The organism is Stenotrophomonas sp. YJH_SMC_122 (genome assembly GCF_059369535.1).
The window spans coordinates 273,225-297,569 of record NZ_JCAFST010000003.1; the positions used below are offsets into that span (position 1 = coordinate 273,225).

At 68.0% G+C, this 24,345-nt stretch carries 24 protein-coding genes; 13 read left to right on the forward strand and 11 right to left on the reverse strand.

Going from position 1 to position 24,345, the window contains the following annotated elements:
- Positions 1 to 39 precede the first annotated feature (39 nt).
- Genes metX through AC5P66_RS06585 form a run of 3 tightly spaced genes read left to right on the forward strand, consistent with a single transcriptional unit; the run spans position 40 to position 3,367 of the window.
- Positions 40 to 1,071, forward strand: a complete 1,032-nt coding sequence (gene metX, locus AC5P66_RS06575; protein ID WP_049415906.1) for a homoserine O-succinyltransferase MetX — start codon at positions 40 to 42, stop codon at positions 1,069 to 1,071.
- The gene (locus tag AC5P66_RS06580; RefSeq protein ID WP_099494733.1) at positions 1,068 to 2,303 is read left to right on the forward strand and encodes an O-succinylhomoserine (thiol)-lyase; all 1,236 of its coding nucleotides are present in this window, start codon (positions 1,068 to 1,070) and stop codon (positions 2,301 to 2,303) included. The genes metX and AC5P66_RS06580 overlap by 4 nt, the downstream gene beginning before the upstream one ends.
- On the forward strand, positions 2,300 to 3,367 hold the full coding sequence (locus AC5P66_RS06585) for a homoserine dehydrogenase family protein (protein WP_099494734.1): 1,068 nt from the start codon (positions 2,300 to 2,302) through the stop codon (positions 3,365 to 3,367). The genes AC5P66_RS06580 and AC5P66_RS06585 overlap by 4 nt, the downstream gene beginning before the upstream one ends.
- Positions 3,368 to 3,474: 107 nt before the next feature.
- Here AC5P66_RS06585 and AC5P66_RS06590 read toward each other — a convergent pair whose 3' ends face one another.
- Together AC5P66_RS06590 and AC5P66_RS06595 are read right to left on the reverse strand one after the other, a co-directional pair.
- Entirely contained in the window at positions 3,475 to 4,470 is a 996-nt protein-coding gene (locus AC5P66_RS06590; RefSeq protein ID WP_049438721.1) for an alpha/beta fold hydrolase, read from the reverse strand.
- Between the two features lie 127 nt (positions 4,471 to 4,597).
- Positions 4,598 to 5,980, reverse strand: coding sequence for an L-serine ammonia-lyase (locus AC5P66_RS06595; protein ID WP_049415888.1), 1,383 nt, complete (start codon positions 5,978 to 5,980; stop codon positions 4,598 to 4,600).
- A 100-nt stretch (positions 5,981 to 6,080) separates the two neighbouring features.
- Between AC5P66_RS06595 and AC5P66_RS06600 the strand changes: the two genes are divergently transcribed.
- Positions 6,081 to 6,311 (forward strand): glutaredoxin family protein, encoded by a 231-nt coding sequence (locus AC5P66_RS06600; protein ID WP_032954410.1) that lies wholly within the window; start codon positions 6,081 to 6,083, stop codon positions 6,309 to 6,311.
- Between the two features lie 71 nt (positions 6,312 to 6,382).
- On the opposite strand, the gene AC5P66_RS06605 is transcribed toward AC5P66_RS06600, so the two are convergent.
- The 3 genes from AC5P66_RS06605 to AC5P66_RS06615 are packed head-to-tail and all read right to left on the reverse strand — an operon-like array spanning position 6,383 to position 8,174.
- The gene (locus tag AC5P66_RS06605; protein WP_111097204.1) at positions 6,383 to 6,955 is read right to left on the reverse strand and encodes a YceI family protein; all 573 of its coding nucleotides are present in this window, start codon (positions 6,953 to 6,955) and stop codon (positions 6,383 to 6,385) included.
- Between the two features lie 3 nt (positions 6,956 to 6,958).
- The gene (locus AC5P66_RS06610) at positions 6,959 to 7,531 is read right to left on the reverse strand and encodes a cytochrome b (protein WP_005410672.1); all 573 of its coding nucleotides are present in this window, start codon (positions 7,529 to 7,531) and stop codon (positions 6,959 to 6,961) included.
- 10 nt (positions 7,532 to 7,541) lie between these two features.
- Positions 7,542 to 8,174: a YceI family protein gene (locus AC5P66_RS06615; protein ID WP_049415878.1), complete on the reverse strand. Its 633-nt coding sequence runs from the start codon at positions 8,172 to 8,174 to the stop codon at positions 7,542 to 7,544.
- A gap of 164 nt (positions 8,175 to 8,338) precedes the next feature.
- Here AC5P66_RS06615 and AC5P66_RS06620 point away from each other — a divergent pair, with 164 nt between their 5' ends.
- Positions 8,339 to 11,881 carry a hybrid sensor histidine kinase/response regulator gene (locus AC5P66_RS06620; RefSeq protein ID WP_099494735.1) on the forward strand — a complete coding sequence of 1,181 codons (3,543 nt, stop codon included), beginning with the start codon at positions 8,339 to 8,341 and terminating at the stop codon, positions 11,879 to 11,881.
- 96 nt (positions 11,882 to 11,977) lie between these two features.
- The gene (locus AC5P66_RS06625) at positions 11,978 to 15,505 is read left to right on the forward strand and encodes a hybrid sensor histidine kinase/response regulator (protein ID WP_049415875.1); all 3,528 of its coding nucleotides are present in this window, start codon (positions 11,978 to 11,980) and stop codon (positions 15,503 to 15,505) included.
- Positions 15,506 to 16,021: 516 nt separating this feature from the next.
- Here AC5P66_RS06625 and mdtD read toward each other — a convergent pair.
- The 5 genes from mdtD to AC5P66_RS06650 form a co-directional block, all read right to left on the reverse strand.
- On the reverse strand, positions 16,022 to 17,431 hold the full coding sequence (gene mdtD / locus AC5P66_RS06630; protein ID WP_005418383.1) for a multidrug transporter subunit MdtD: 1,410 nt from the start codon (positions 17,429 to 17,431) through the stop codon (positions 16,022 to 16,024).
- Positions 17,432 to 17,523: 92 nt separating this feature from the next.
- The gene (gene hemE, locus AC5P66_RS06635) at positions 17,524 to 18,606 is read right to left on the reverse strand and encodes a uroporphyrinogen decarboxylase (protein ID WP_049440605.1); all 1,083 of its coding nucleotides are present in this window, start codon (positions 18,604 to 18,606) and stop codon (positions 17,524 to 17,526) included.
- 25 nt (positions 18,607 to 18,631) lie between these two features.
- Positions 18,632 to 18,871, reverse strand: coding sequence for a WGR domain-containing protein (locus AC5P66_RS06640; RefSeq protein ID WP_049413420.1), 240 nt, complete (start codon positions 18,869 to 18,871; stop codon positions 18,632 to 18,634).
- Between the two features lie 143 nt (positions 18,872 to 19,014).
- Positions 19,015 to 20,127 carry a 3-dehydroquinate synthase gene (gene aroB / locus AC5P66_RS06645; RefSeq protein WP_099494737.1) on the reverse strand — a complete coding sequence of 371 codons (1,113 nt, stop codon included), beginning with the start codon at positions 20,125 to 20,127 and terminating at the stop codon, positions 19,015 to 19,017.
- Entirely contained in the window at positions 20,124 to 20,666 is a 543-nt protein-coding gene (locus tag AC5P66_RS06650) for a shikimate kinase (RefSeq protein ID WP_049413424.1), read from the reverse strand. The genes aroB and AC5P66_RS06650 overlap by 4 nt, the downstream gene beginning before the upstream one ends.
- A gap of 98 nt (positions 20,667 to 20,764) precedes the next feature.
- On the opposite strand from AC5P66_RS06650, the gene AC5P66_RS06655 reads away from it, so the two are divergent.
- Positions 20,765 to 20,968 carry a dodecin family protein gene (locus AC5P66_RS06655; protein ID WP_005410663.1) on the forward strand — a complete coding sequence of 68 codons (204 nt, stop codon included), beginning with the start codon at positions 20,765 to 20,767 and terminating at the stop codon, positions 20,966 to 20,968.
- Between the two features lie 6 nt (positions 20,969 to 20,974).
- On the opposite strand, the gene AC5P66_RS06660 is transcribed toward AC5P66_RS06655, so the two are convergent.
- Positions 20,975 to 21,802: a kinase gene (locus AC5P66_RS06660; RefSeq protein ID WP_099494738.1), complete on the reverse strand. Its 828-nt coding sequence runs from the start codon at positions 21,800 to 21,802 to the stop codon at positions 20,975 to 20,977.
- 40 nt (positions 21,803 to 21,842) lie between these two features.
- On the opposite strand from AC5P66_RS06660, the gene pdxH reads away from it, so the two are divergent.
- From pdxH to AC5P66_RS06690, 6 genes are all read left to right on the forward strand, one after another.
- Positions 21,843 to 22,442: a pyridoxamine 5'-phosphate oxidase gene (gene pdxH, locus AC5P66_RS06665; protein WP_099494739.1), complete on the forward strand. Its 600-nt coding sequence runs from the start codon at positions 21,843 to 21,845 to the stop codon at positions 22,440 to 22,442.
- Positions 22,439 to 22,900 (forward strand): aminoglycoside N-acetyltransferase AAC(6')-Iz, encoded by a 462-nt coding sequence (gene aac(6')-Iz / locus AC5P66_RS06670; RefSeq protein ID WP_099494740.1) that lies wholly within the window; start codon positions 22,439 to 22,441, stop codon positions 22,898 to 22,900. The genes pdxH and aac(6')-Iz overlap by 4 nt, the downstream gene beginning before the upstream one ends.
- Positions 22,897 to 23,019, forward strand: a complete 123-nt coding sequence (locus AC5P66_RS06675; protein WP_275086426.1) for a hypothetical protein — start codon at positions 22,897 to 22,899, stop codon at positions 23,017 to 23,019. Before aac(6')-Iz ends, AC5P66_RS06675 begins: the two co-directional genes overlap by 4 nt.
- 36 nt (positions 23,020 to 23,055) lie before the next feature.
- Positions 23,056 to 23,256 carry a hypothetical protein gene (locus AC5P66_RS06680; protein WP_241896237.1) on the forward strand — a complete coding sequence of 67 codons (201 nt, stop codon included), beginning with the start codon at positions 23,056 to 23,058 and terminating at the stop codon, positions 23,254 to 23,256.
- A gap of 152 nt (positions 23,257 to 23,408) precedes the next feature.
- The gene (locus AC5P66_RS06685; protein ID WP_099494741.1) at positions 23,409 to 23,870 is read left to right on the forward strand and encodes a DoxX family protein; all 462 of its coding nucleotides are present in this window, start codon (positions 23,409 to 23,411) and stop codon (positions 23,868 to 23,870) included.
- A gap of 157 nt (positions 23,871 to 24,027) precedes the next feature.
- Positions 24,028 to 24,339 carry an SMI1/KNR4 family protein gene (locus AC5P66_RS06690; protein ID WP_241896238.1) on the forward strand — a complete coding sequence of 104 codons (312 nt, stop codon included), beginning with the start codon at positions 24,028 to 24,030 and terminating at the stop codon, positions 24,337 to 24,339.
- Positions 24,340 to 24,345 lie beyond the last annotated feature (6 nt).

Genomic DNA, 24,345 nt, shown 5'->3' on the forward strand with positions numbered 1-24,345 from the left:
GCGAAGGCTCGATGGCCGATTCCCCAACCGGATCCCGCCATGAGCTTCGCTGCCAGTACCGCCATTCGCCCCGAACCCTTTGTCCCCGTCAGCGTGCCGGTCGCAGACCGCGTGCACGCCGAGCGCGGTGAGTTCGCCGCGGTGCTGTCGATGCGTCATGCAGGCCCCAGCCCGGTGCGCCTGCGCTATGAGTGGGTCGGCCCGGCCAACGCGCCGGTGGTGGTGCTGGCCGGTGGCATTTCCGCGCATCGCCACGTGGCGTCCAACGCACAGTTCAGCGAGAAGGGCTGGGCCGAAGCGCTTGTGGGTAGTGGCCGCGCGCTGGATCCGCAGCAACTGCGCGTGCTGGCCTTCGACTTCATCGGTGCCGACGGTGCGCTGGATGTGCCGATCGATACCGCCGACCAGGCCGATGCGCTGGCGCTGCTGCTGGACCATCTCGGCATCCGCACGCTGAAGGCCTTCGTCGGCTATTCGTATGGCGCGCTGGTCGGCCAGCAGTTCGCGATCCGCCACCGCGCCCGCGTGCGCCAGCTGGTGCTGGCCAGCGGCGCGCACCGCCCGCATCCCTATGCCGCCGCGTGGCGCGCGCTGCAGCGCCGCGCCGTCGCCCTCGGCCAGCTGCAGTGCGGCGAAGACCACGGCCTGGCCCTGGCGCGGCAGTTCGCCATGCTCAGCTACCGCACCCCGGAAGAATTCGGCGAGCGCTTCGACGCTGCCCCGGAGGTCATCAATGGCCGCGTGCGCGTGGCCGCCGAAGACTACCTCGACGCCGCCGGCGCACAGTACGTCGCGCGCACGCCGGTGACCGCCTACCTGCGGCTGTCCGAATCGATCGACCTGCACCGTGTCGACCCCGCCGCGATCCTGCCGCCGACCGTGGTGGTGGCCGTGGAGGGCGACCGCCTGGTGCCGCTGGCCGACCTGGTCGGCCTGGTCGAAGGGCTGGGCCCGCGGGGCAGCCTGCGCGTGCTGCGTTCGCCCTATGGCCACGACGCCTTCCTCAAAGAAACCGATCGCATCGATGCGATCCTCGCCACTGCCTTCCGCACCTCTGGAGAGTCCGCATGAGCCTGCACGCCAACGAGCCGTCCTGTAGTCGCACCACTGCCGCCGTCCGTGCCGGCATCGATCGGGACACCGCGCATGGCGCGGTCACGCCGCCGATCGTGCTGTCGTCGAACTTCAGCTTCGAAGGCTTCGGCAACAAGCGCCAGTACGACTACACGCGCAGTGGCAACCCGACCCGCGACCTGCTGGGTGAGGCGCTGGCCGAACTGGAAGGCGGCGTCGGTGGTGTAGTCACCGCCACCGGCATGGGCGCGATCAACCTGGTGCTGAACGCACTGCTGCAGCCGGGCGATGCCCTGGTGGTGCCGCACGATGCGTACGGCGGCAGCTGGCGCCTGTTCAATGCGCTGGCCAGGAAGGGCCACTTTGAACTGGTCACCGCCGACCTGACCGATCCGCGTGCACTGGCGCAGGCGTTGGCCACCCAGCCGAAGCTGGTGCTGGTGGAAACGCCGTCCAACCCGCTGCTGCGCATCACCGACCTGCGCTTCGTCATCGATGCCGCGCACAAGGCCGGTGCCCTCGTGGTGGTCGACAACACCTTCCTGTCACCGGCGCTGCAGCAGCCGCTGTCGTTTGGTGCGGACCTGGTGCTGCATTCCACCACCAAGTACATCAATGGCCACAGCGATGTGGTGGGTGGGGCGGTGGTCGCGCGCGATCCGGCGCTGCACGAGCAGCTGGTGTGGTGGGGCAACGCGCTGGGCCTGACCGGTTCCCCGTTCGATGCCTTCCTGACCCTGCGCGGCCTGCGCACGCTGGATGCGCGCCTGCGCGTGCACCAGGAAAATACCGCCTCGATCGTCGCCCTGCTGGATCAGCATCCGGCGGTCGGCACGGTGTACTACCCTGGCCTGGCCGAACATCCCGGCCATGCCATCGCCGCACGCCAGCAGAACGGCTTCGGTGCGATGCTGTCGTTCGAGCTTGCGCACTGCGCTGGTGAAGATCCGCACGCGGCAGTGCGCGCATTCGTGGATGGCCTGCGCTGCTTCACCCTGGCCGAATCGCTGGGCGGCGTCGAAAGCCTGATCGCGCATCCGGCGACCATGACCCATGCGGCGATGACCGCAGAAGCACGTGCCGCCGCTGGCATCAGCGAAGGGCTGCTGCGCCTGTCGGTCGGCATCGAGGCCGAGCGCGACCTGCTGGCCGATCTCGGTGCCGCGCTGCAGCGCGCCGAAGTCGTGATCGATGCGGCCGCACGCCGCAAACAGGTGGTGGATGCATGAGCGCACTCGCTGCTGAAATTCCGGCGCTGGGCGCGGGACGCCTGGCGCTGCTCGGTACCGGCACGGTCGGCTCGGCCTTCGTGCAGCGCTACCAGACGCTGCAGGCTCGTGGGCTGGAACTGCCGAGCGTGCAATGGCTGGCCAACTCGCGCACTGCGCTGGAGATCGATCGTGACCTGGCGTTGCCGCTGGAACTGGCGCGACGTGCGCCACGCGATGGCCAGAGTTCGCCGGCGTGGGCCAGCACCGAAGGGCTGGAGCGTGGCGATGTGGTGGTCGATGCCACCGCCAGCGAAGACGTGGCCGCGTGCCACGTGCAGTGGCTGGCGAGGGGCGTGCATGTGGTGACCGCCAACAAGCTGGGCCGTGGTGCGCAGCTGGCACGCGCGCAGGCCATTGCGGAGAGCTGTGCCGACAGTGGTGCGCGCTATGGCGACAGCGCAACCGTCGGCGCCGGGCTGCCGCTGCTGAGCAGCCTGCGCGCACTGGTGGCCGGTGGTGATCACATCCATGCCATCGAGGGCGTGCTGTCCGGTTCGCTGGCGTGGCTGTTCCATCGCTATGACGGCAAGTCGCCGTTCTCGGCGGCGGTGCGCGAGGCGCTGGCGGCCGGCTACACCGAGCCGGATCCGCGGCTTGACCTGTCCGGCGAGGACGTGCGCCGCAAGCTGCTGATCCTGGCCCGCAGCAGCGGGCTGGCGCTGGATGCTTCGCAGGTGCAGGTGGATTCACTGGTACCTGACACGCTGGCCGCGTTGCCGCTGGAGGGCGCAGTGGCTGCGCTGGAGCAGCTGGATGCGCCGCTGCAGGCGCGTTGGCAGCAGGCACGCGAAAACGGCCGCGTGTTGCGTTTCGTTGGCCGTGTTGACGGTGACGGTGCGCAGGTGGGCCTGCGCGAGCTTCCGGCCGACCATCCCTTGGCGCAGGGCGCGGGCACCGACAACCGCGTCGCCATCCACAGTGATCGCTACCGTCGCCAGCCGCTGTTGATCCAGGGCCCGGGTGCGGGCGCGGAAGTCACCGCCGCCGCGTTGCTGGATGACGTGCTGCGGATCGTCGGCTGATCGCACTGCTTCTGTAGAGCCGAGCCCATGCTCGGCTGCTGCTGGCAAAATCCCCTCCTGCTGGATAAGCCGAGCATGGGCTCGGCTCTACAGGGGAGGGCTGCCGTTCAATGCGCCTTCAATGCCTTCAGCAACGCGGCGTTGAACTGCTTCGGGTCCTGCACCTGCGGCGAATGGCCCAGTTCGGCGAACTCGACCAGCGTCGCGCTGGGAATCGCTGCGGCCGCCGCCTTGCCGAGCGCTGGATAGTTGCCCAGCGTCGCCTTCACCGCAGGCGGCGCCAGGTCGCGGCCGATCGCGGTGCGGTCCTTCTGGCCGATGAACAGCGTGGTCGGCACCTGCAGGTTCTTCAGTTCGTAGACCACCGGCTGGTTGAACACCATGTCCGAGGCCAGCGCCTGGCTCCATGCAACGGCCTGCTTGCCGGGCCCTTCGTACATGCCTGACTGCATCCGCGCCCAGGGTTCGTAGGCCGGCTTCCATTTGCCGTCGTAGTACACATCCAGCTGGTAGCGGCGGATGCTGTCGTAGCTGATGTTCATTTCACCGGCATACCACGCATCGACGCTGCGCCAGGGGACGCCCAGCGCCTTCCAGTCTTCCAGACCGATCGGGTTGACCAGCGACAGGCTGCGCAGGTCCTGCGGGTACATCAGCGCGTAGCGCACTGCCAGCATGCCACCCATCGAATGACCGACCAGGTGCACCGGCACGTCGCCCAGTTGCAGCTGCTGCAGCAGGGCATGGGTGTTGGCTGCCAGCTGTGCGAACGTGTACTGGTAGCGCTCGGGCTTGCTGGATTTGCAGAAGCCGACCTGGTCCGGAGCGATCACCCGATAGCCGGCGGCAACCAGCGGCTTGATCGATTCCTTCCAGGTGGCCGCGCAGAAATTCTTGCCGTGCAGCAGCACCACCACGCCGATGGGGGCCTTCTTCGGCGCGATGTCCAGGTAGGCCATCTCCAGCGGCTGCCGCTGCGATTCCAGCGCGAAGGTCTTCACCGGATAGCCGTAGTCGAAACCTTCCAGCCGCGGCCCGTAGGTGGGGGCGGCCAGCGCGGTCAGCGGAAGGCAGGCAAGCAGGGCGGCAGCGATCACGCGCATGGGGCAATCCGGAGTGGGGGAGCCCCGAGCCTAACCGGAACGCGGTGATGGTGTCGTCCGATGTAGAGCCGGGGCCACGCCCGGCTGCTCCTGCCCCATCAGCCGGGCAGGTGCCCGGCTCTAGATCTCAGCACTCGATGACGTTCACCGCCAGGCCACCGCGGCTGGTTTCCTTGTACTTGTCCTGCATGTCGCGGCCGGTATCGCGCATGGTCTTGATCACCTTGTCCAGCGATACCTTGTGCTTGCCGTCACCGCGCATCGCCATGCGCGAGGCATTGATCGCCTTCACCGCACCCATCGCGTTGCGTTCGATGCAGGGGATCTGCACCAGGCCACCGATCGGGTCGCAGGTCAGGCCCAGGTTGTGTTCCATGCCGATTTCCGCGGCGTTCTCGATCTGGCTGGGGTTGCCACCCAGTGCCGCGACCAGGCCACCGGCCGCCATCGAGCAGGCCACGCCAACCTCGCCCTGGCAGCCCACTTCGGCGCCGGAAATCGAGGCGTTTTCCTTGTAGAGGATGCCGATCGCCGCCGAGGTCAGAAGGAAGTCGAACACGCGCTGTTCGTTCGCGCCCGGGCAGAAGCGATCGAAGTAGTGCAGCACCGCCGGCAGCACACCGGCCGCACCGTTGGTCGGCGCGGTCACCACGCGACCACCGGCCGCGTTTTCTTCGTTCACTGCCAGTGCGTACAGATTGACCCAGTCCAGCGTCGTCAGCGGGTCGCGCATCGCCGCTTCCGGCTTCGACGACAGCTCGCGGTACAACGCCGGCGCACGACGGCCCACCTTCAGGCCGCCCGGCAGCACGCCTTCCTCGCGGATGCCGCGCGCCACGCACGACTGCATCGCACTCCAGATCTCGCGCAGCTGCGCGCGGATCTCGTCTTCGCTGCGCCAGCACTTCTCGTTCTCGAACATCAGCTGGGCAATGCTCAGGCCGCTGCGCGCGGTCTGCGCCAGCAGCTCATCGCCGCTCTTGAACGGGTAGGGCAGCGGGGTCTCGTCGGGCACGATGCGATCATCGGCCGCGTCGTCCTGGTTGACCACGAAGCCACCGCCGACCGAGTAGTAGTCGCGGGTGGCGATCACTTCGTCGTCGGCGTTGTAGGCAGTGAAGCGCATGCCGTTGGTGTGGTAGGGCAGCTTCTGGCGCTTGTTCATGCCGAGGTCGCGCTTCTCGTCGAAGGCGATCTCGTGCTGGCCCATCAGCTGGATGCGCTTGCTGCTGCGGATGCGCTCCAGCGTGGCCGGAATGATGTCCGGGTCGATCAGGTTCGGCCGCTGGCCTTCCAGGCCCAGCAGGATCGCCTTGTCGGTGCCGTGGCCGCGGCCGGTCAGTGCCAGCGAGCCATAGACATCGGCGCGGATGCGCGCGACCTCGTGCAGGCGGCCCGGGTCGAGCAGCCAGCGATGGATGAATCGCTCGGCGGCCTTCATCGGCCCGACGGTGTGCGAGGAACTCGGGCCAATGCCGATCTTGAAAACGTCGAACGTGCTGACAGCCATGGTTGCCGTACTGCGGGTACCGGAAGAGATCGCTATTCTAGCGGTTCACGCCGCACTTCCATGGCTGCGGCGCAGCATTTCCGCCACGGGAGCCCGGCCGGTGTTGACCCTTATCCAACGTGACGATTGCCACCTGTGCGACATGGCCCTGGCCGAGCTGGCCAGGGCACGGGCGCCGGAGTTCGAATCGGTGTTCCTGGATGACCAGCCGGCGCTGGAAGCGCGCTACGGCACGCGGGTGCCGGTGCTGCGTGACGAGCGCGGCGACCGCGAGCTGGACTGGCCGTTCGACGCAGCCACGGTGCAGGCGTGGTTGGCCGTCGATCGGTAGTGCCGGCCGCTGGCCGGCACCCCCTCTGTTCCCGGTGATGCCGGCCAGCGGCCGGCACTACCAGATGCGGTTCATTTCGCGTCGAACTTCACGATCGTGCTGATCGCGGTTTCGTCCGGGATGGTCTTGGTGTCGGCCCAGTCACCGCCGCCGACGCCGAAGTCCAGTCGCTTGACCGTGGCCTTGCCGGTCAGTACCGGCTGGGTGCCTGGCTTCCAGGTGAAGGTCAGCGTGACCGGCTTGCTGACGCCGCGCAGTTCCAGCGTGCCATCGGCGGCGAACTGGTCGTTGCCCACCGCGCGGAAACCCTTGGCGGTGTAACGCGCGGTGGCGAACTTGCCGACATTGAAGAAGTCGGCACCCTGCAGGGTCGAATCGCGGTCGCTGTTGCCGCTCTTGGCAGCGGCGAGCGGGATCACCACATCCAGCGAGCCGGCGGCCGGGTTGGCCGGGTCGAAGCTGGCCTTGGTGGCGAAGCCCGGGAAGCTGCCGGTGAACACTTCACCGTCGTACTTGGTGGCGAACACCAGGATCGAGCCGGCACCCGGGGCCTGTGCATAGTCCGCGGCGAGTGCCGGGGCGGTGGCCAGCATGCCGGCCAGGGCGGCGGCCACGGCGGCCGGAGTGGTCAGTTTCAGGTTCATCGGTCAGTCCTTCTGAGGGGAGGCAAGCCAGCCGCGCGGCAACATGCGGGACAGCGTTGCATCGCGCTGGAACAGGTGGTGGTAGAAGGCAGCGCCGGCATGGGCCAGCACCACCGCGATCAACAGCCAGAAGCCGTATTCGTGGATGGCATGCGATACCGCGACAACCTGCGGGTCGGGGCCGCTCAGCTTGGGCACGTCGACCAGGCCGAACCAGCGGAACGGGCGCAGGCCGCTGGCCGAGTCGTACAGCCAGCCCGACAGCGGGATGGCGAACATCAGCACGTACAGCAGCACGTGGGTGGCGCTGGCGATGCGCTCCTGCCAGCTGGGCACGCCCGGCACCGGCTTCGGTGCACCGGCGTACAGGCGCCAGCCCAGGCGGAACAGCACCAGCGCCAGCACGGTGATGCCGATCGACTTGTGCGCGGTGTAGACCCAGAAGTACTTCGGGGTCTTGGGCAGTTCACCCATGGTCAGGCCGACCACGCCCAGGGCGAGGATCAGCAGTGCGATCAACCAATGCAGGATCTGGCTGACACTCCCCCAGGCGGCGGGGGTGTTCTTGGCGGTCATGAGGGGTCCTCTAGGGGGCCGTCTTGGGGTCGGAGTGCGGAACGGGAGCGGGAGTTCCCGGGGCGTCGCTGCGGTCGAGGGTGGCTTCAGCCTCGATCCTCAGCTGTACTGCATCACCGATGACGCCCGGCCAGGCGGTGATGCCGAACGCGCGCCGGCTCAGCGTGGTGCTGGCGGAAAAACCGGCGGTGCGTCGGAACGGGGGAAGCGGGTAGCGCTTGATGGCGTTGAGGGTGACATCCAGCGTGATTTCCTGGCTGACCCCGCGCAGGGTCAGCGTGCCGGTCACGTGCGCGCGCCTGGCATCGATCGGCTCGACCTTGGTGGAGACGAATCGCGCGGTCGGGAAACGCTCGCCGTCGAGCAGGCTGCGGGCCAACGTGGCCTGGTTCCACTTGGCATCACCAAGGTCCAGTCGCGACACCGGAATATCCACTTCCACGGTGGCGTCGCGCCAGTTGTCGGGATCGAACCGCACGCGCCCCTCGCTGCCCGATACCGTGCCCATGGCCTGCGAGTAGCCTGCGTGGTCGATCGAGAACAGCACCCGCGTGTGCACCGGATCGAGGCGATAGGTGTCAGCGGCCGCCCAGGCGGGGGCGGTGGCGAGCAGCATCGGCAACAGGGCCAGGCAGGGACGCATCGATGGCGGGCTCCGGAAGGGGACGCTGCGATCATACGCACAGCCCCCTGCCAACGTTGCGTGCATGGGTGCAACAGTTCGTGGTGGTGCCGCCGCTGGAAACAGGCTGTTGCAGCCATGAACCCGGCCCTGTGTGACAATCGGCGCAGGACAGGGGGTTCAGGATGACGAGCGGCTGGCGCCTGTGGTGCCGTGGCATCGCAGGTATGGGACTGCTGCTGATGGCGATGGCCACGGCGGCTGCGACCCTGGACATGGCAGAAACACCACGCCTGCGCCGCTTCGGTGCCGCCGAAGGCTTGCCGTCTCGCATGGTGGTGGCGCTGGCCGAGGATCGCCAGGGCCACGTGTGGGCTGCCACCGATGGTGGACTCGCCCGCTATGACGGCAACAGCCTGCGGGTCTGGGAGCACGACCCGGAACAGCCGGGCTCGTTGCCTGGCAACGAGATCGAGACCCTGCTGATCGACCCGCTGGACCGGGTCTGGGTGGGCATCAACGGCAAGGGCGTGGCACGCCTGGATGCCGACCGCGAGCGCTTCCAGACCTTCGATACGGTCAATTCCACCTGCCAGGGGCAGTTCTGGGCACTGGCCTATGTCGACGACGCCTTGTGGATCGGGACCAACAACCATGGCGTCTGCCGTTTCGGCGAAGACGGTAGCGTGCGCCTCTACACCCGTGATCCCGCGCACCCGGGTGGCCTGCCCAGCAACAGCATCTTCACCAGCCTGGTCGACGCGCGGGGCCGCCTGTGGGTCGGCACCGAAGCCGGTGTGGCGCGTTGGAACGGCAGCGGCTTCGAGCCGGTGGCCGCGCGGGAACTGGGTAGGCTGAGCGTGCTCCGGTTGAGCCGTGATGCAGACGGTTCGATCTGGGTAGGCAGCCAGAACGATGGCCTCTATCGCATCGATGGGCAGGACCGGGTCAGTCGCCCGCGATGGGCCGACAGTGCCCAGCTGCGGTCGGCCCTGGTCCTGGCCGATCGCCAGGGGGGCTACTGGGCGGGTACCTCCGATGGCCTGTTGCGAGGGGATGCGGCGGCGTTGCGCCGGCTGGAAGGGGACCGCGGCAGCGGCTTCCTGACCGCGCACAGCGGTGTGCTTGACCTGCTGCAGGACCACGAGGGCGGACTGTGGGTGGCGTTGCTGACCCAGGGCCTGGCCTATCTGCCACCGGACTGGCGGCGCTTCTCGATCTGGAACCAGCTCGACGGCAAGCCGCTGGACAGCCAGTACCTGTTGAGCGCGGCCAGCGACGGGAAGAACTACTACGTCGGCTCGGCGCGAGGGGTGTACCAGCTCGATGCGCAGGGCACCCTGCGTCTGCTGGCCAGCGACCGGCAGCTCGGCAACGGCGTGGTGTGGTCGGTGCTGCCGCGCCCGGATGGTCGCCTGTGGCTGGGACGCGGCGGCCGCATCACCGTCTACGATCCGGCCACCGGCGCATTGCGTGATCTGCGGATCGATGGCAGTGCCGACCTGCGCCAGCGCATCGACCTGATGCGGCAGGCCCCTGATGGCACGGTGTGGGTGTCGGTGATGGGCCTGGACCTGCAGCAGCGCGATGCAGAGGGCCGGCTGCTGCACAGCCATCCGCTGGAACATTTCCGCGGGACGGCCGATGCGCCGATCGAGCAGATCCGCTTCGACGCCCACGGCCGGCCCTGGGTGATGGGCGACATGGGCATCTGGCGTGAGCAGGCCGGACGCTTCGAGGCAGTGCCCGGTGTTTCGCGCGGTCCGATCTACGATCTGGTATGGATCGATCCGCAGCAGTTGTGGCTGGCGCGCCAAGGCGCCTTCGAGCGCTACCAGTGGGATGGCATGAGCCTGCGCCTGATCCAGCGCATCGACGGCAGTGCGGGCGTGCCGCCGGTGACCATGGGGGGGCTGGCGCTGGCCGACAATGGCCAGCTGTGGGCCACGACGCCGCGCGGCCTGCTGCGGTGGGACCCGAAGACGCGGCGCCTGCAACAGTTCAATGAACGCGATGGGCTGTCCGATGCCGAGTTCACCGGTCGGCCACCTGCGGTCAATGCCGATGGCCGCGTGTTGGCGGTTACCCAGACCGGCCTGGTCGCCTTTGATGTGAATGCCGACGACACGGTGCTGCCGCCTTCATCGCTGGTGATCGCCGAAGTACGGGTGCGCCGCGACGACGCACGCGGCTGGCAACCGCTGCCGCTCACCGGCACCCTGCTGCTGGGACCGGACGACCGCGATCTGCAGATCGATGCGCGGCTGCTGTCCTATGCCAGCCCGCAGGGCAACCGGTACCGTTTCCGCGTGCAGGGTTACGACCAGGACTGGGTGGAGCAGGGGGGCGATGGCCAGCGCACCCTGTCGCGGCTGCCGACCGGCCGCTATGTCATCGAGGTGCAGGCCGCGACCGCCCGGGGCGCGTGGACACCTTCGCAGCAGTTGCAGGTGAAGGTGCTGCCGCCGTGGTGGCGCAGCGGCATGGCGATATTCGGCTACATCCTGCTGGGGTCGTTGCTGCTGGTGGTTCTGGTCTGGTCGATCCGCGCGCGGCTGCGCCGCCGCCAGCAATGGCAGCTGACGGTGCACAAGCAGCAGCTGGCCGAGCAGGCCTCGCAGGCCAAGAGCCGTTTCCTGGCCACGCTGGGCCACGAAGTCCGCACGCCGATGACCGGCGTGCTGGGCATGAGCGAACTGCTGCTGGCGACCCCGCTGGATCCGGTGCAGCGCGGCTACGCCGGGTCCATCCAGCAGGCCGGCAGCCATCTGCTGCGGCTGGTCAACGATGCCCTGGACCTGGCCCGGATCGAAGCCGGGCGGCTGGAGCTGGACCTGCGCCCGTTCGATCTGGGGGACCTGCTGGACCAGGTGCAGGGCCTGATGCAGCCGATGGCGCAGCAACGCCAGCTGGTGTTCCAGCGCGGCGATGACCCGCCCGGGCCGATCAGTGTCAGTGGCGACGAGATGCGCGTGCGCCAGATCCTGCTGAACCTGCTCGGCAACGCGATCAAATTCACCGAGCGCGGCCACGTCGGCCTGGCCGTACGCCTGGAAGAAAAGGGCGGCCTGTGCTTCGAAGTCCATGACAGCGGCCCGGGCATCAACGCCGAGCAGCAGCAGCGCCTGTTCCATCGTTTCGAACAGGCCGACGGCCCGCGTACCGCGTCGCGCTACGGCGGCAGTGGGCTGGGGCTGGCGATCTGCCAGGAACTGGCGGTGGCGATGGGGGGGCGCATCGAAGTGGACAGCCAGCCTGGCAAGGGCGCGCGGTTCCGCGTGCGCCTGCCCCTGCCCTGGACGCGCCAGGCCGCCAACAGTGCGGGCGACGTGGCGGCCCTGCCGGAACTGCCGCCGCTGCGCATCCTGCTGGTCGAGGACGATGCCACGGTGGCCGAGGTCATCGCCGGTCTGCTGCGCGTGCGCGGGCATGAGGTGGTCCACGTGCTGCATGGCCTGGGCGCGCTGTCGGAGATCGCCACCGATGGTTTCGACGTCGGCCTGCTCGATCTCGATCTGCCCGCGCTGGACGGTACGGCCATCGCCCGCCAGCTGCGTACCATGGGCTATGAACTGCCGCTGGTGGCGGTGACCGCGCGTTCCGATGCCTATGCCGAAACCCAGGTGCTGGCCGCGGGCTTCGATGGCTTCCTGCGCAAGCCGGTGACCGGCGACCTGCTGGTGACGGCCATCGTCCAGGCGCGCGCGAAACGACAGGCGACTGCGTGACGACGCCGACGCCGGGCGTGAACGGCGCGACTTTCGGTTTACCATGCCGACGCCCGCAGCGCGGGAATCATCAGGACCAGCGTGAGGAGGCAATCGGTGGTGTATCTGCGGGCGGCGATGCTGCTGCTGGTCCTCCTGTGCTGCGCGTTGCCCGCTGCGGCACAGCCGGTGCCTCCGAGCCCGCGGCAGGTGACGGTGTTCGATGGCCTGCCATCCAATACCGTCAACCGCATGGCCGAGGACCGTTACGGCTACCTGTGGATCGCCACCAACGATGGCCTGGCCCGCTATGACGGCCGCACCTACCGCGTGTGGCGTTCCGAGGATGGACTGCGTGACAACCGCATCTGGACGGTGCTGGTCGATGCCCGCAACCAGTTGTGGATAGGCACCGAGAACGCCGGCCTGGTGCGCATGTCGGCCGACCGCCGCCAGCTGCACTTCTACGACCGCAGCAGCCAGCCGTTGATGGGTACCAACACGGTCTGGAGCCTGGCCAGTACACCTGATGGCTCGATCTGGTTCGGTACCCACGAAGGCGGCCTGTACCGCCTGGACAGCCAGGATCGCCTGCAGCGCTTCCTGCCCGAGCCGAACAATCCGCGCAGCCTGCCTTCGTCGTCGGTGCCCTACCTGGCCACGCTGGCCGATGGCAGCCTGTGGATCGGCACCAAGCATGGCGTGGCGCGCTGGACCGGGACCGACTTCGAGCGTGTCGGCACGGACATCATCCCCAGCCTGCTGATCAACGGGCTGACCGCCGAACCGGATGGCAGCCTTTGGATCAGCACGATGGCCGGCGCCACCGTGCGCCGCCCGGATGGCCGCTTCGAAGCCCCCCCGTGGAAGCTGCCGCCGGGCGAGCAGGTGCTGGGCATGATGCTGCGCGACGAGCAGGGCGGGCACTGGCTGGATACGCGCACCGGGCTGGGGCGTGCGGTCGATGGCCAGTACCAGACCGTGCCGCTGTACAGCGCGATCGCGCGCGGTCCGGTACGGCCGAACTGGACCGGGGCCTACGAGGACCGCGAAGGTGGCATCTGGTTGGCCAGCACCAATGCCGGGCTGTGGCACCTGCTGCCACGCTGGTGGCAGTTCTCGGTGCTGTCGCGCCTGGAGGACGACCCCAGCTCGCTGCGCAATGCGCTCGTGCTGGGTACCAGCCCCTCCAGCAACGGCGGCGTCTGGACGGTGGGCAGCCATGGCGCGCTGGACCGCTTCGATCCGAAGACCGGCAGGATCGAGCAGCATCGCACCTGGGTCAATGGCATGCACTGGTTGACCTCGGTGCGTGAGGACCGGCGCGGCCAGGTCTGGATTGGATCGACCGATGCGCTGGTGCGCTACGACCCGCAACGGCGCGAACTGCGTCGTTGGGGCCGTGATGCCGGTGCAGATGCGGCGATGGAAGGGGTCGTCGAAGCGATGATGACCTGCGACGGCGACAGCCTCTGGTTGATGCTGCCCGCAGGCCTGCAGCAGCGCGACCTCGACGGCCACGTTCGGCGCCAGCTGGACAATGGCCAGCGCGGCCTGCAGCAGGGCCAGCTCAACCTCGATGTGGAATGCGGTCCGCAGGACCACATCTGGCTGGCCAGCAGCCGTGGCCTGCTGCAGTGGCTGCCGGAAAGCGAGCGCTTCCAGCCGGTGCCGGGTGCGCCGGCAACGGCGATCCATGCGTTGCATGTGGGCCGTGACGGCCAGGTCTGGTTGTCCGAGGATGGTCGCCTGTCCCGTTACCGCTGGAGCCAGGGGCGGCTGGAACGGCAGGCGGTGGTCGGTGCCGAACAGGGCTATCCGGCGATCTCCGCCTCCGGCCTGGTGGTGGATGCGCAGGGCGTGGCCTGGGCGACCAGCGCACGCGGCCTGGTACGCGTCAGTGCCGATGGGCAGAGCGTGCGCCTGTACGGCGTGCACGACGGCCTGCCAAGCCAGGAATTCCGCGAGCACACCTTGATCGCAGCGGCCGATGGCCACCTGGTGGCCGGAACGGCGGCGGGCGCGGTGGTGTTCGACCCGGAGCAGGTACGGCCTTCGGTCCGTCGCGCCCCGCTGGTGATCGAGCGGGTGGAAGTGCGCCGCAACGAGCAGGTGCTGGACATGACCCACGATGCGCCGTTGCAGATCGCCGATGGCGACCGCGACCTGCGCATCGTCGCGCGATTGCTGTCCTTCGCCGACTCCGCGTCCAATACGTACCGCTACCGCCTGGCCGGCTACGACCCCGATTGGGTCGAAGTCGGCCCGGCCGGCGAGCGCCTGTTCTCGCGCCTGGCGCCGGGCAGCTACCGGCTGGAAGTACAGGCCCGGTCGGCCGACCATGTGTGGTCGCGGGTGCAGAGCCTGGAATTCCGCGTGCAGCCGCCGTGGTGGCGCAGCCTGTCCGGCCTGCTGGTGCTGGCGTCGGTGGGGTTGCTGCTGACCAGCTGGTTTGCCTGGTTGTACCGACGCCGCCTGCAGCGGCGCCACGCCTACCAGCTGGCGCTGCACAAGCAGGAACTGGCCGAGCAGGCGTCGGCGGCCAAGACCCGCTTCCTGGCCAACCTTGGCCATGAGATCCGTACGCCGATGACCGGCGTGCTGGGCATGAGCGAGCTGCTGCTGGCCTCGCCACTGGACCCGCAGCAGCGTGGCTACACGCAGTCGATCCGGCATGCTGGCGAGCACCTGCTGCACCTGGTCAACGATGCGCTGGACCTGGCGCGGATCGAGTCGGGGCGCCTGGAACTGCAGTCGCAGTCGTTTGCGTTGAATGGCCTGTTGCAGGATCTGGCGGCGCTGATGGGCCCGCTGGCTGCACAGAAGGGCCTGCGCTTCGTCCTCGACAACCAGCTGCCGCCGGGCCTGCAGGCGACCGGTGATGCCATGCGCGTGCGGCAGATCCTGCTCAACCTGCTGTCGAACGCAGTGAAATTCACCAGCCGCGGCACTATCACCCTGCACGCACGTTGCGATGGCGAGCTGCGTGCGCTGCACTTCGAGGTGCGCGATACCGGCCCGGGCATCAGCCAGGAACAACAGCAGCGCCTGTTCCGTCGCTTCGAGCAGGCCGATGGTGCACGTACCGCGGCGCAGTACGGTGGCAGTGGCCTCGGTCTGGCGATCTGCCGCGAGCTGGCGCATGCGATGCAGGGGCGGATCCAGGTGGAGAGCCAGCTGGGCCGGGGCACCTGTTTCGGCGTGACCTTGCCATTGCCGCTGGTGGTGAACAGCGATGCCGAGGCATCGGCCGAGGGGCATCGCGACGAAACGGCGAACATGCCTCCGCTGCGGGTGCTGCTGGTCGAGGACGATGCCACCGTGGCCGACGTGGTGCGTGGCCTGTTGAGCGCACGCGGCCACGAGGTGGTGCATGCCGGCCATGCGCTGGCGGCGCTGCGCGAGATCAGTGCCGGCGATTTCGACGTCGGCCTGCTGGATCTGGACCTGCCGGGCCTGAGCGGTTTCGAACTGGCCCAGCACCTGCGTAACCAGGGCTACATGCTGCCGTTGCTGGCGGTGACCGCACGCACCGATCCGGACCTGCAGCAGCAGGTGGAAGCAGCCGGCATTGGCGGGTTCCTGCGCAAGCCAGTAACCGGTGAGCTGCTGGTGGAGGCGATCGCCAGGGCGATGGGCAGGTAGGGTTTATTGCAGGGCTTGCAGCCCTGCACCTGCAGAATCAACGTCAACGTCAAAAGCCTGCATTCCTTGGGATGGCGGGGTGGATCCGGTTGCGGGAGACGCCGTAAACCCATCCATGGGGGCTTGGCCGCGGCATCCATGCCGCGGACACTCCCGCAACCGGACCCACCCCGCCTTCGATAGTTTTCCGCGATCTGTCGGAACGACGCTCGGAGTCAGATCCGTTTTCCGAAGGAAAACGGATCTGACCCCAGATGTATTTCGATATCTGACAGATGTGTCGACCAAGGTCGACACCCACCAACAGCAGCGACCATCTGTCAGAGGTGGGGGGTGTCGCAGTGCGGGGTGTCAGCCGCATGGATGCGGCTGCCAAGCCTACAGGGACGTACTTGCGGCGTCCCCGCACTGCGACACCGCCCCGCCAACCCACGGAATGCCGCTTTGGCTGTTGCTGTTGCCGGCCAACGGCCGGCACTACCGCGGGTGCAGGGCCGCAGGCCCTGCCGGACCCGCTTACTCCGCGACGTGCTCGACCTGCCGCGGTTCGGGCTTGGTGTCAGGCAGCTGCCAGAAGATCATCGTTGAGGTCAGGGTGATCGCGCCCACGCACAGGAATGTGGCATGCAGCGCGGCGGTCGCGCTGTTGCTGTCCAGGTGATTGCCGAATGCGGCCAGCAGGCTGCCGGCCGCCGCGGCGCCGAAACCGGCGGCCAGCATCATCACCATCGACAGCAGGCTGTTGCCGGAACTGGCGAATTCGCGATCAAGGTCGCGCAGCGTCACGGTGTTCATCACGGTGAACTGCAATGAATTGACCGCGCCGAAGAACGCAAGCTGCACCAGGCGCCAGGCCAGGTGCTGGCCAGGTGTCATCAGGATGAAGCTGGCCATTGCCAGCCCCACCAGCACGGTGTTGGTCATCAGCACGCGGCGATAGCCGTACCGTTCGACCAGCTTCACTGCCAGTTTCTTTGAGACCATGCCGGCGGCCGCCACCGGTACCATCATCAGGCCGGCGTTCATCGGGCCCAGACCGAGGCCGACCTGCAGCAGCAGCGGGATCAGCATCGGCATGGCGCTGCTGCCGATGCGCGAGAACAGGTTGCCGAGGATTCCGATGCGGTAGCTGGGTACGCGGAACAGGGCCAGCGAGAACAAGGGCGCGGTGGAATTGGCGGCATGCAGCCAGTAGCCCACCAGCGCAGCCAGGCCCGCGACCGTCATCAACATCACCAGCGCGTGCGGGGTGCCGAGTCCGGAGATGCCGTCCAATGCCAGCGACAGCACCACCATCGCAAAGGCCAGCATGATGTAGCCGCGCAGGTCGAAACGGGTGCGATGGCTGGCGTAGTGGTCGGGCATGATCTTCATCGCGGCGATGAAACCGATCACGCCGATCGGCAGGTTGATCAGGAACACCCAGTGCCATGAGGCGATCTCGACCAGCCAGCCGCCCAGCGTCGGCCCGATCAGCGGGCCGACCAGCGCGGGGATGGCGATGAAGCTCATCGCACGCAGGAAATCCTCGCGCGGCACCGAGCGCATCACCGCCAGCCGACCGACCGGCAGCAGCATCGCACCGCCGATGCCCTGCAGCACGCGCGCGCCGACCAGCTGGTGCAGGTGCTGGGCCAACGCGCAGGCCAGCGAGCCGAGGGTGAACAGGATGATCGCCACCAGGAAGGTGCGCCGGGTGCCATAGCGGTCGGCGATCCAGCCCGAGGCGGGAATGAAGGTGGCGACCGCCAGCGCATAGCTGAACACCACCGACTGCATCTGCAGCGGGCTCTCGCCCAGGCTGGCCGCCATCGCCGGCAACGCCGTGTTGACGATGGTCGAGTCCAGCATCTGCATGAAGATCGCCAGGGACACCAGCCATAGCAGGGGACGCTGGCGGTTGTAGGTCGATGGCGATGTGGACATGGAGTGTGGCCGGTGCAGCGTGGGGGCCGCCATGATCGCGCACTGCGGGTCACGGCGCGATCAACATCGCGCCGTGATGGCATACGGAATGCTCAGCGTTGGCTGTGCGCGTGCACCGCGTCGACCAGGACCTGCACGTGCGCCGGGTCCATGTCCGGCGACATGCCGTGGCCGAGATTGAACACATGGCCTTCGCGCGAGCCGCCGTTGCCGGCGGCATAGGTGTCGAGCACGCGCGCTGCCGCCGTGGCGATCGCATCCGGCGAGGCGTACAGCGTGGTCGGGTCGAGGTTGCCCTGCAGGGCGACGCGACCACCGGTGCGGCGCATTGCCTCGTCCAGGTCCAGCGTCCAGTCCAGGCCAAGGGCATCGGCGCCGGTCTGCGACAGTGCTTCCAGGTGCAGGCCGGTGCCCTTGCCGAACAGGATCAGCGGCGTGCGCTCGCTGCCTTCGCCGCGATCCAGGCCCTGTGCAATCCGCTGCAGGTAACGCAGCGAGAACTCGCGGTACATCGCCGGGGACAGCACGCCACCCCAGGTGTCGAACACCTGCAGCGCCTGCGCACCGGCCGCGCGTTGCGCACCGAGGTAGGCGATCACCGCGTCGGTGGTGACTTCCAGCAGGCGGTGCAGCGCCTGCGGATGGTTCAGCGCCATCGCCTTGATGCGTGCGAAATCCTTGCTGCCGCCGCCTTCCACCATGTAGCAGGCCAGCGTCCAGGGGCTGCCGGAGAAGCCGATCAGCGGCACCTGGCCGTCCAGCTCGCGGCGGATCAGGCGTACCGCATCCATCACGTAGCCCAGGTCCTGCTCCATGTCCGGCACCGCCAGCTTGGCGATGGCCGCTTCATCACGCACCGGATGGCGGAACTTCGGGCCTTCGCCTTCGACGAAGTACAGCTCCAGGCCCATCGCATCGGGAATGGTGAGGATGTCCGAGAACAGGATGGCTGCGTCCAGCGGGAACCGGCGCAGCGGCTGCAGGGTGACTTCGCAGGCGATCTCCGGGGTCTTGGCCATGGCCAGGAAGCTGCCGGCCTTGGCCCGGGTCGCGCGGTATTCCGGCAGGTAGCGGCCGGCCTGGCGCATCAGCCAGACGGGGGTGCAGTCCACCGGTTCGCGGCGCAGGGCGCGCAGCAGGCGATCGTTGCGGAGAGGGCTGGTCACGATGGGCATTCCTTGGACGGGAGGAGCAGCGGCGTCAGTCGCCGTGCGAAAGGATCTGGAAGCCGCGATGCAGTTCGGCATCGCGGGCCTTCTCAAAGGCGTGGCGGGCGTCGTCGGCCTGCAGGAACAGCTCGCGCCGCAGCTGCGAGCGGCCACCGACGCGACCGCTCTCGCGCAGCAGCTCCCAGCCGCCGAACAGGTCCGGCAGCAGGCTCAGGCGCAGGAAGCGCGGTGCCTGCGCACCGGCGTCGGGATGTTGCAGGTAGACGTGCATGGCGCCGATTGTAGCGGGGCAGGGGTGACCCCTGCCGCAACGTGGTAGTGCCGGCTGCTGGCCGGCAATCCTGCCGTGCAGCCTGGTCGTGCCGGCCGCTGGCCGGCTTCCCCGTTGCTGACGTTGCCGGCCAGCGGCCGGCTCTACCTGGCTGACAGCACCTTCAGTACCGCCGCCTCATCGACGTCCGGCATCACTTCGGCGCGGCCCATGCCGCGCCACAGCACCAGGCGCAGGCGGCCGGCCACGTTCTTCTTGTCCAGGCGCATGCGGCCGAGCAGGGCCTGCGGGTCGAGGCCGGCCGGGATTGCCACCGGCAGGCCGAGGCGTTCCAGCAGCGCCTGCAGGCGTGCGCGGTCGGCATCGTCGGCCAGGCCCAGGTCGGTGGACAGCTTTGCCGCCAGCACCATGCCCACCGCCACCGCCTCGCCATGGTTCAGCGCATCGCGGCCCGGAGCCGAGTAGCCCTGTTCGGTCTCGATGGCATGGCCGAAGGTATGCCCGAGGTTGAGCAGGGCACGTTCGCCCTTCTCGAACGGATCGCGCTCGACGATGGCGGCCTTGTGCCGGCAGCTGCGCGCGATGGCTTCGGCCAGCGCGGCATCCTCGCCGGCCAGCAGCGCATCGGCATGCTGCTGCAGCCATTCGAAGAACACCGCATCGCCCAGCGCGCCGTACTTCACCACTTCGGCCAGGCCCGCGCGCAGTTCGCGCGGCGGCAGGGTGGCCAGCACGCGGGTATCAGCGATCACCGCACGCGGTGGATGGAACGCGCCGACCAGGTTCTTGCCGGCAGGGATGTCGACCGCGGTCTTGCCGCCCACCGACGAATCGACCATCGCCAACAGGGTGGTCGGCAGCTGCACGCAGTCCACGCCGCGCATCCAGCAGGCGGCGGCAAAACCGGCAAGGTCACCGACCACGCCGCCGCCGAGGGCGAACACACAGGCGTCGCGGGTGGCGCCGAGCGCGGCCAGTGCTTCGATCGCGCGGCCGAATTCGGCCAGCGTCTTGGAGGCTTCGCCCGCGGCCAGCACGTGCTCGCCGATGATCAGGTCGGGGCGAGCGGCGAGCAGCGTCTGCTTGACCGACGCCAGATAGCGCGGAGCCACTTCGCTATCGCTGAGCAGCAGCACATGGCGGCCGCGCACGTGTGAAACCAGTGCAGCGCCATCGGCCAGGGCACCGGCGCCGATGGTGATGGAGTAGGGGCGATCGCCGCCAACGGCGACCTGCAGCAGGGCGGGGGAAGTCATGCGGTCATGTCCTGGCGCTGCCATTGCGTGGCCAGCCTGACTACCAGTTGGGCAGTCGCGTCGGCAGCGGTATACGGGTCGGTATCGAGGGTGAGGTCGGCCAGTTCGCGGTACAGCGGGTCGCGCTGTGCGGCCAGATCCTGCAGTACCTGCTCGCGGTCCGGGCGCTGCAGCAGCGGCCTGCCCTTGTCGCGGGCCAAGCGTTCCAGCTGCGCGGCCACGCTGACCCGCAGGTAGACCACGAAGCCGCGCCGGGCAATCAGTGCACGGTTGCCGGGGTCCAGCACCGCGCCGCCGCCGGTGGAGACCAGCTGGCCGCGGCCTTCCAGCACGCGGGCCAGGGCCTCGCGTTCATGGTTGCGGAAACCGGCTTCGCCAGCGTGCTCGAAGATGGTCGGGATGCTGGCACCGGCGGCATCGACGATGGCCTGGTCGACATCGACGAAGTCCAGCGTGAAGCGCTCGGCCAGGCGGCGGCCGATGCAGGTTTTGCCGGCGCCCATCGGGCCGATCAGGATCAGGTTCGGAGCAGGATTCATGCCCTCTGATGCTAACACCTCCGTGCCCTGGCCTTTACGTTCTTCACGTCAGGGTAGGCGTTCCAGCGGGGTCTCCCGCGCCAGCCGGAGTACAGGCCATGACGGTCGCCAAGGTCATCGAAATCACCGCCTCCTCGCCGAAAAGCGTGGAGGACGCCGTGCGCAGCGGGCTGAAGAAGGTCTCCGAGACGGTCAAGGGCATCCAGGGCGCCTGGGTGAACGAGACCAAGGTGGTCACCAACGGCAGCGGCGAGATCACCGAATGGCGGGTCAACCTGCGGGTGACCTTCCTGGTGGAATAGCCGCGCTCAGCGCACGGCCTGCACCTGCCGCTGGCCGTCCAGGACCACGACGTGGTCGGCGAGCGTGGGAAGCGTGCGCAGTGCCTGCCGGCTGACCCGCTCGTAGTACTGCACGAAACGCTCCAGCTGCGGCCGGCTCATGCCGTGCCGGCCCGGCTGCGCGGCCTGCAGGTTCTGCTCCTGCTGCCAGCGCCAGCGCGGTACCACCGCGAAATCCGGCGGCTGCAGGAACCACAGGCGGTCGCAGCGCTGCCACAGCGCGGGGTAGTCGCGGGCCAGCGCCTGGTTGCACCAGCGCCGCCAGCGGCCATCGGCGTCGGCCTCGCGTTCCAGTGCGTTCAACGGGCTGTCCAGCGCGTCGTCATCCTGCGCGGGCGTGCCAAGGAACCAGCCTTCGAACACCAGCAGGTCCAGCGGTTGTTGCAGACGCGGCCATTGCGCTTCGGGAAGGCGTTCGTCGGCCAGCTTGTCGAAACGCGGCATCGCGAAGGGCTGGCGCGCGGCCACCGCATCCAGCACTGCATGGGCCAGCGGCAGGTCATGGGTGCCGGGTGGGCCGCGGGTGATCAGCAGTGGGTGCACCTGGCGGGCCAGCCGTTGGCGCTGTGCGCGGGTCAGGTAGACGTCGTCGATCGACAGCGTGGCTGCGTTCAGGCCGCGTGCCTGGGCGCGGGCCACGACCTGCGCGGCCAGCGTCGATTTGCCGCTCCCCTGCAGGCCGCTGATCGCCAATACTGGAACCGCTGCACCACTGCCCAGTGCATCGTCCAGCACCTGTTCGGCCAATGTTTCGGGGAATCCTTTCACCTGGGGCATATACGCAGCAGCGGCCATGCAGCCACAATAGCCCAATCCGTGTGAGAAGAACGCAATCATGAGCGACCTGTACGCCGAAGCCCTGTCCACGTTTACCGGCCTGTTCGAAGAAGCCAAACAGAGCCGCGAGGTCGAGCCGAACGCGATGACCGTGGCCACTGCCGATACGCACGGCCGTCCCTCGGCACGTACCGTGCTGCTGAAGGCGTTCGACGAGCGTGGTTTCGTGTTCTACACCCACCTGGACAGCCACAAGGGCCGGGAGCTGCAGGCCAATCCGCAGGCCGCGCTGTTGTTCCTGTGGCGCAGCCTGCGCGAGGCCGGTATCCAGGTGCGCATCGAGGGTCGCGTCGAGCAGGTTGCCGCTGCCGAGGCCGACGCCTATTTCGCCAGCCGTCCGCGCATGAGCCAGATCGGCGCGTGGGCCTCGCAGCAGTCGAAGACGCTGGCCACGCGCGAGGAGTTCGACGCGCGCGTGGCCGAGGTCGAAGCCCGCTTCGAGGGCAAGGACGTGCCGCGCCCGGACGGCTGGAGCGGCCTGCGCGTGGTGCCCGACCGCATCGAGTTCTGGTACGGCGCGCAGTTCCGCCTGCACGAGCGCTGGTGCTATGAAGCCGGTGCTGAAGGGCGCTGGAGCAAGCGCCTGCTGTATCCGTGATCGACAGCGCGCCCACGATCCGCCAGGCCACGCCGGCCGATGCGGCCGCGTGGGCGCAGTTGCGTCTCGGCCTGTGGCCTGATGCCGATGATCCGCTGGAGGAACTGACGCAGTCGCTGGCAGATGCCGAAGGTGCTGTGTTCGTGGCCTGTGCGGCGGATGGCGAGGCGGTTGGTTTCGCTGAAGTGCGCCTGCGCCATGACTACGTGAACGGCACCGAGTCTTCGCCGGTGGGGTTCCTGGAGGGCTGGTACGTGCAGCCGCAGTGGCAAGGCCGCGGCGTCGGCCGCGCCCTGCTGGCGGCGGTGCAGGCGTGGACGCGCGATGCGGGCTGCCGCGAACTGGCTTCGGACAGTCGCGTGGAAGACGTGCAGGCTCACGCCGCGCATCGGGCCTGCGGCTTCGAAGAGACCGAACGGGTCGTCTATTTTCGCATGCAGCTGGAACCATCGGCGTGAATCGCGTGGCGCTGTACCGCGTGGTGGTGTTCGTGCCGTCGGCAGCACTGGGCGCAGTGAAGCAGGGCATCCTGGCGGTGGACGCGCTGGCGGCCGGCGACTACGAGCACGGGATGTGATGGTCGGCGCCGGGGTTCGAACAGTTCCGCCCGCGCGTGGGTGCGTCGCCCGTACAGGGTGAGGCGGGGCGCACCGAAGTGGTCGACAGCGTACGCCTGGAATTCTGCCTGCCGCGCGATCCGCAGCGGCTGCAGCGCATCTTCGAACAGGGCATCGCGCCGCATCACCCGTGGCAGGCGCCGGTGGTGCAGGTGGAGGAAATTGAGCTTCTGCTGGCCGACGCACGGCGGTTGTAGAGCCGTGCCATGCTCGGCTGCTGCCCCGACGCATGAGGCGCAGGGCTCGACTCTACAAGAGCAGGCTGTCGCAAATGGACCGGCTTGCTTCATCTGCGGGCAGGCAACCAACCGGCACACTCCGACGGATGATCTCGACTTCCGGAGTTGCCATGCCTTCCTGGCGATGCCTGTTCGCCGTACCTCCCCCGCGTCGCGGCGTGGAAGCGCTCCTGCTGTTGCTCGCCCGCATCGTGGCCGGGGTGATGTTCTGCGTCTCCGGTTGGAACAAGGTGTTCACTGACGCCGGGCGCGAGCGCATGGTGCATACGCTGGTCGATGCGGGTATCCCGTTCCCGGTATTCAGTGCGCCGGTGCTCGGTGCGATTGAATGGATCGCCGGCGGCCTGCTTGTGCTGGGGCTGGTGAGCCGCCCTTCGGCCCTGCTGTTGGCGGCGATCTGCGCAGTGGCGGCGCTGACCGATGGTATCGCGCGCATTCCTGCGGGACTGAGCGTGCCGGATTGGCTGAGCTGGTTCTTCTACCTGAGCGAAGTGCCGCTGGGCGTACTGCTGCTATGGATTGCCGCAGTGGGGAGTGGACGGTTCGCGATCGAAGCGCGCTGGGCGCGTTGAACATTGAGTGATGCGGAGGCAATTGAATGCGGATGAATGATCTGATCCAGCGCGTGGTTCGCGCGTACCCGGATCGTCGGAATCCTGATTGCGCTTCGGCGGCCGACGTCATTGTCGCTTGGGCGTTGCTCCTCACTGCGATATGTGGATTTTTTACATGGCGGTCAATGGCGCGCTGCCTGCTGCGAGCGGTAGGCTTGAATTGTTGCGTATCGTTGGTCCTGGAATTCCGAAGATTCCAGACCAGGCTGAGTACGTTTGGGATCGTTACGAGCTCCCAGCGGATTTTCTTCCGTTGTCATCTGACGAAGGTGAGGGGATGTATTTATACGATGTGCGAAAGGAAGATGTGCATGACTATTGCCTGGCTCGGCATGATCAGTTTCTTTCAGGTGAAACTCCTGCCCGTTGGAAGAATTTCGTGGATTTCATTGTTTGGTACATCAACGATGATGATCGGGCGGCTTAGATGAAG

What these genes read in the sequence shown, in the direction of transcription:
- metX (WP_049415906.1), top strand. Translation starts at nt 40, where the DNA reads ATGAGCTTCGCTGCCAGTACCGCCATTCGCCCCGAACCCTTTGTCCCC.
- AC5P66_RS06580 (WP_099494733.1), top strand. Translation starts at nt 1,068, where the DNA reads ATGAGCCTGCACGCCAACGAGCCGTCCTGTAGTCGCACCACTGCCGCC.
- AC5P66_RS06585 (WP_099494734.1), top strand. Translation starts at nt 2,300, where the DNA reads ATGAGCGCACTCGCTGCTGAAATTCCGGCGCTGGGCGCGGGACGCCTG.
- AC5P66_RS06590 (WP_049438721.1), bottom strand. Translation starts at nt 4,470, where the DNA reads ATGCGCGTGATCGCTGCCGCCCTGCTTGCCTGCCTTCCGCTGACCGCG.
- AC5P66_RS06595 (WP_049415888.1), bottom strand. Translation starts at nt 5,980, where the DNA reads ATGGCTGTCAGCACGTTCGACGTTTTCAAGATCGGCATTGGCCCGAGT.
- AC5P66_RS06605 (WP_111097204.1), bottom strand. Translation starts at nt 6,955, where the DNA reads ATGAACCTGAAACTGACCACTCCGGCCGCCGTGGCCGCCGCCCTGGCC.
- AC5P66_RS06610 (WP_005410672.1), bottom strand. Translation starts at nt 7,531, where the DNA reads ATGACCGCCAAGAACACCCCCGCCGCCTGGGGGAGTGTCAGCCAGATC.
- AC5P66_RS06615 (WP_049415878.1), bottom strand. Translation starts at nt 8,174, where the DNA reads ATGCGTCCCTGCCTGGCCCTGTTGCCGATGCTGCTCGCCACCGCCCCC.
- AC5P66_RS06620 (WP_099494735.1), top strand. Translation starts at nt 8,339, where the DNA reads ATGACGAGCGGCTGGCGCCTGTGGTGCCGTGGCATCGCAGGTATGGGA.
- mdtD (WP_005418383.1), bottom strand. Translation starts at nt 17,431, where the DNA reads ATGTCCACATCGCCATCGACCTACAACCGCCAGCGTCCCCTGCTATGG.
- hemE (WP_049440605.1), bottom strand. Translation starts at nt 18,606, where the DNA reads ATGCCCATCGTGACCAGCCCTCTCCGCAACGATCGCCTGCTGCGCGCC.
- AC5P66_RS06640 (WP_049413420.1), bottom strand. Translation starts at nt 18,871, where the DNA reads ATGCACGTCTACCTGCAACATCCCGACGCCGGTGCGCAGGCACCGCGC.
- aroB (WP_099494737.1), bottom strand. Translation starts at nt 20,127, where the DNA reads ATGACTTCCCCCGCCCTGCTGCAGGTCGCCGTTGGCGGCGATCGCCCC.
- AC5P66_RS06650 (WP_049413424.1), bottom strand. Translation starts at nt 20,666, where the DNA reads ATGAATCCTGCTCCGAACCTGATCCTGATCGGCCCGATGGGCGCCGGC.
- AC5P66_RS06655 (WP_005410663.1), top strand. Translation starts at nt 20,765, where the DNA reads ATGACGGTCGCCAAGGTCATCGAAATCACCGCCTCCTCGCCGAAAAGC.
- AC5P66_RS06660 (WP_099494738.1), bottom strand. Translation starts at nt 21,802, where the DNA reads ATGGCCGCTGCTGCGTATATGCCCCAGGTGAAAGGATTCCCCGAAACA.
- pdxH (WP_099494739.1), top strand. Translation starts at nt 21,843, where the DNA reads ATGAGCGACCTGTACGCCGAAGCCCTGTCCACGTTTACCGGCCTGTTC.
- AC5P66_RS06685 (WP_099494741.1), top strand. Translation starts at nt 23,409, where the DNA reads ATGCCTTCCTGGCGATGCCTGTTCGCCGTACCTCCCCCGCGTCGCGGC.
- AC5P66_RS06690 (WP_241896238.1), top strand. Translation starts at nt 24,028, where the DNA reads ATGGCGGTCAATGGCGCGCTGCCTGCTGCGAGCGGTAGGCTTGAATTG.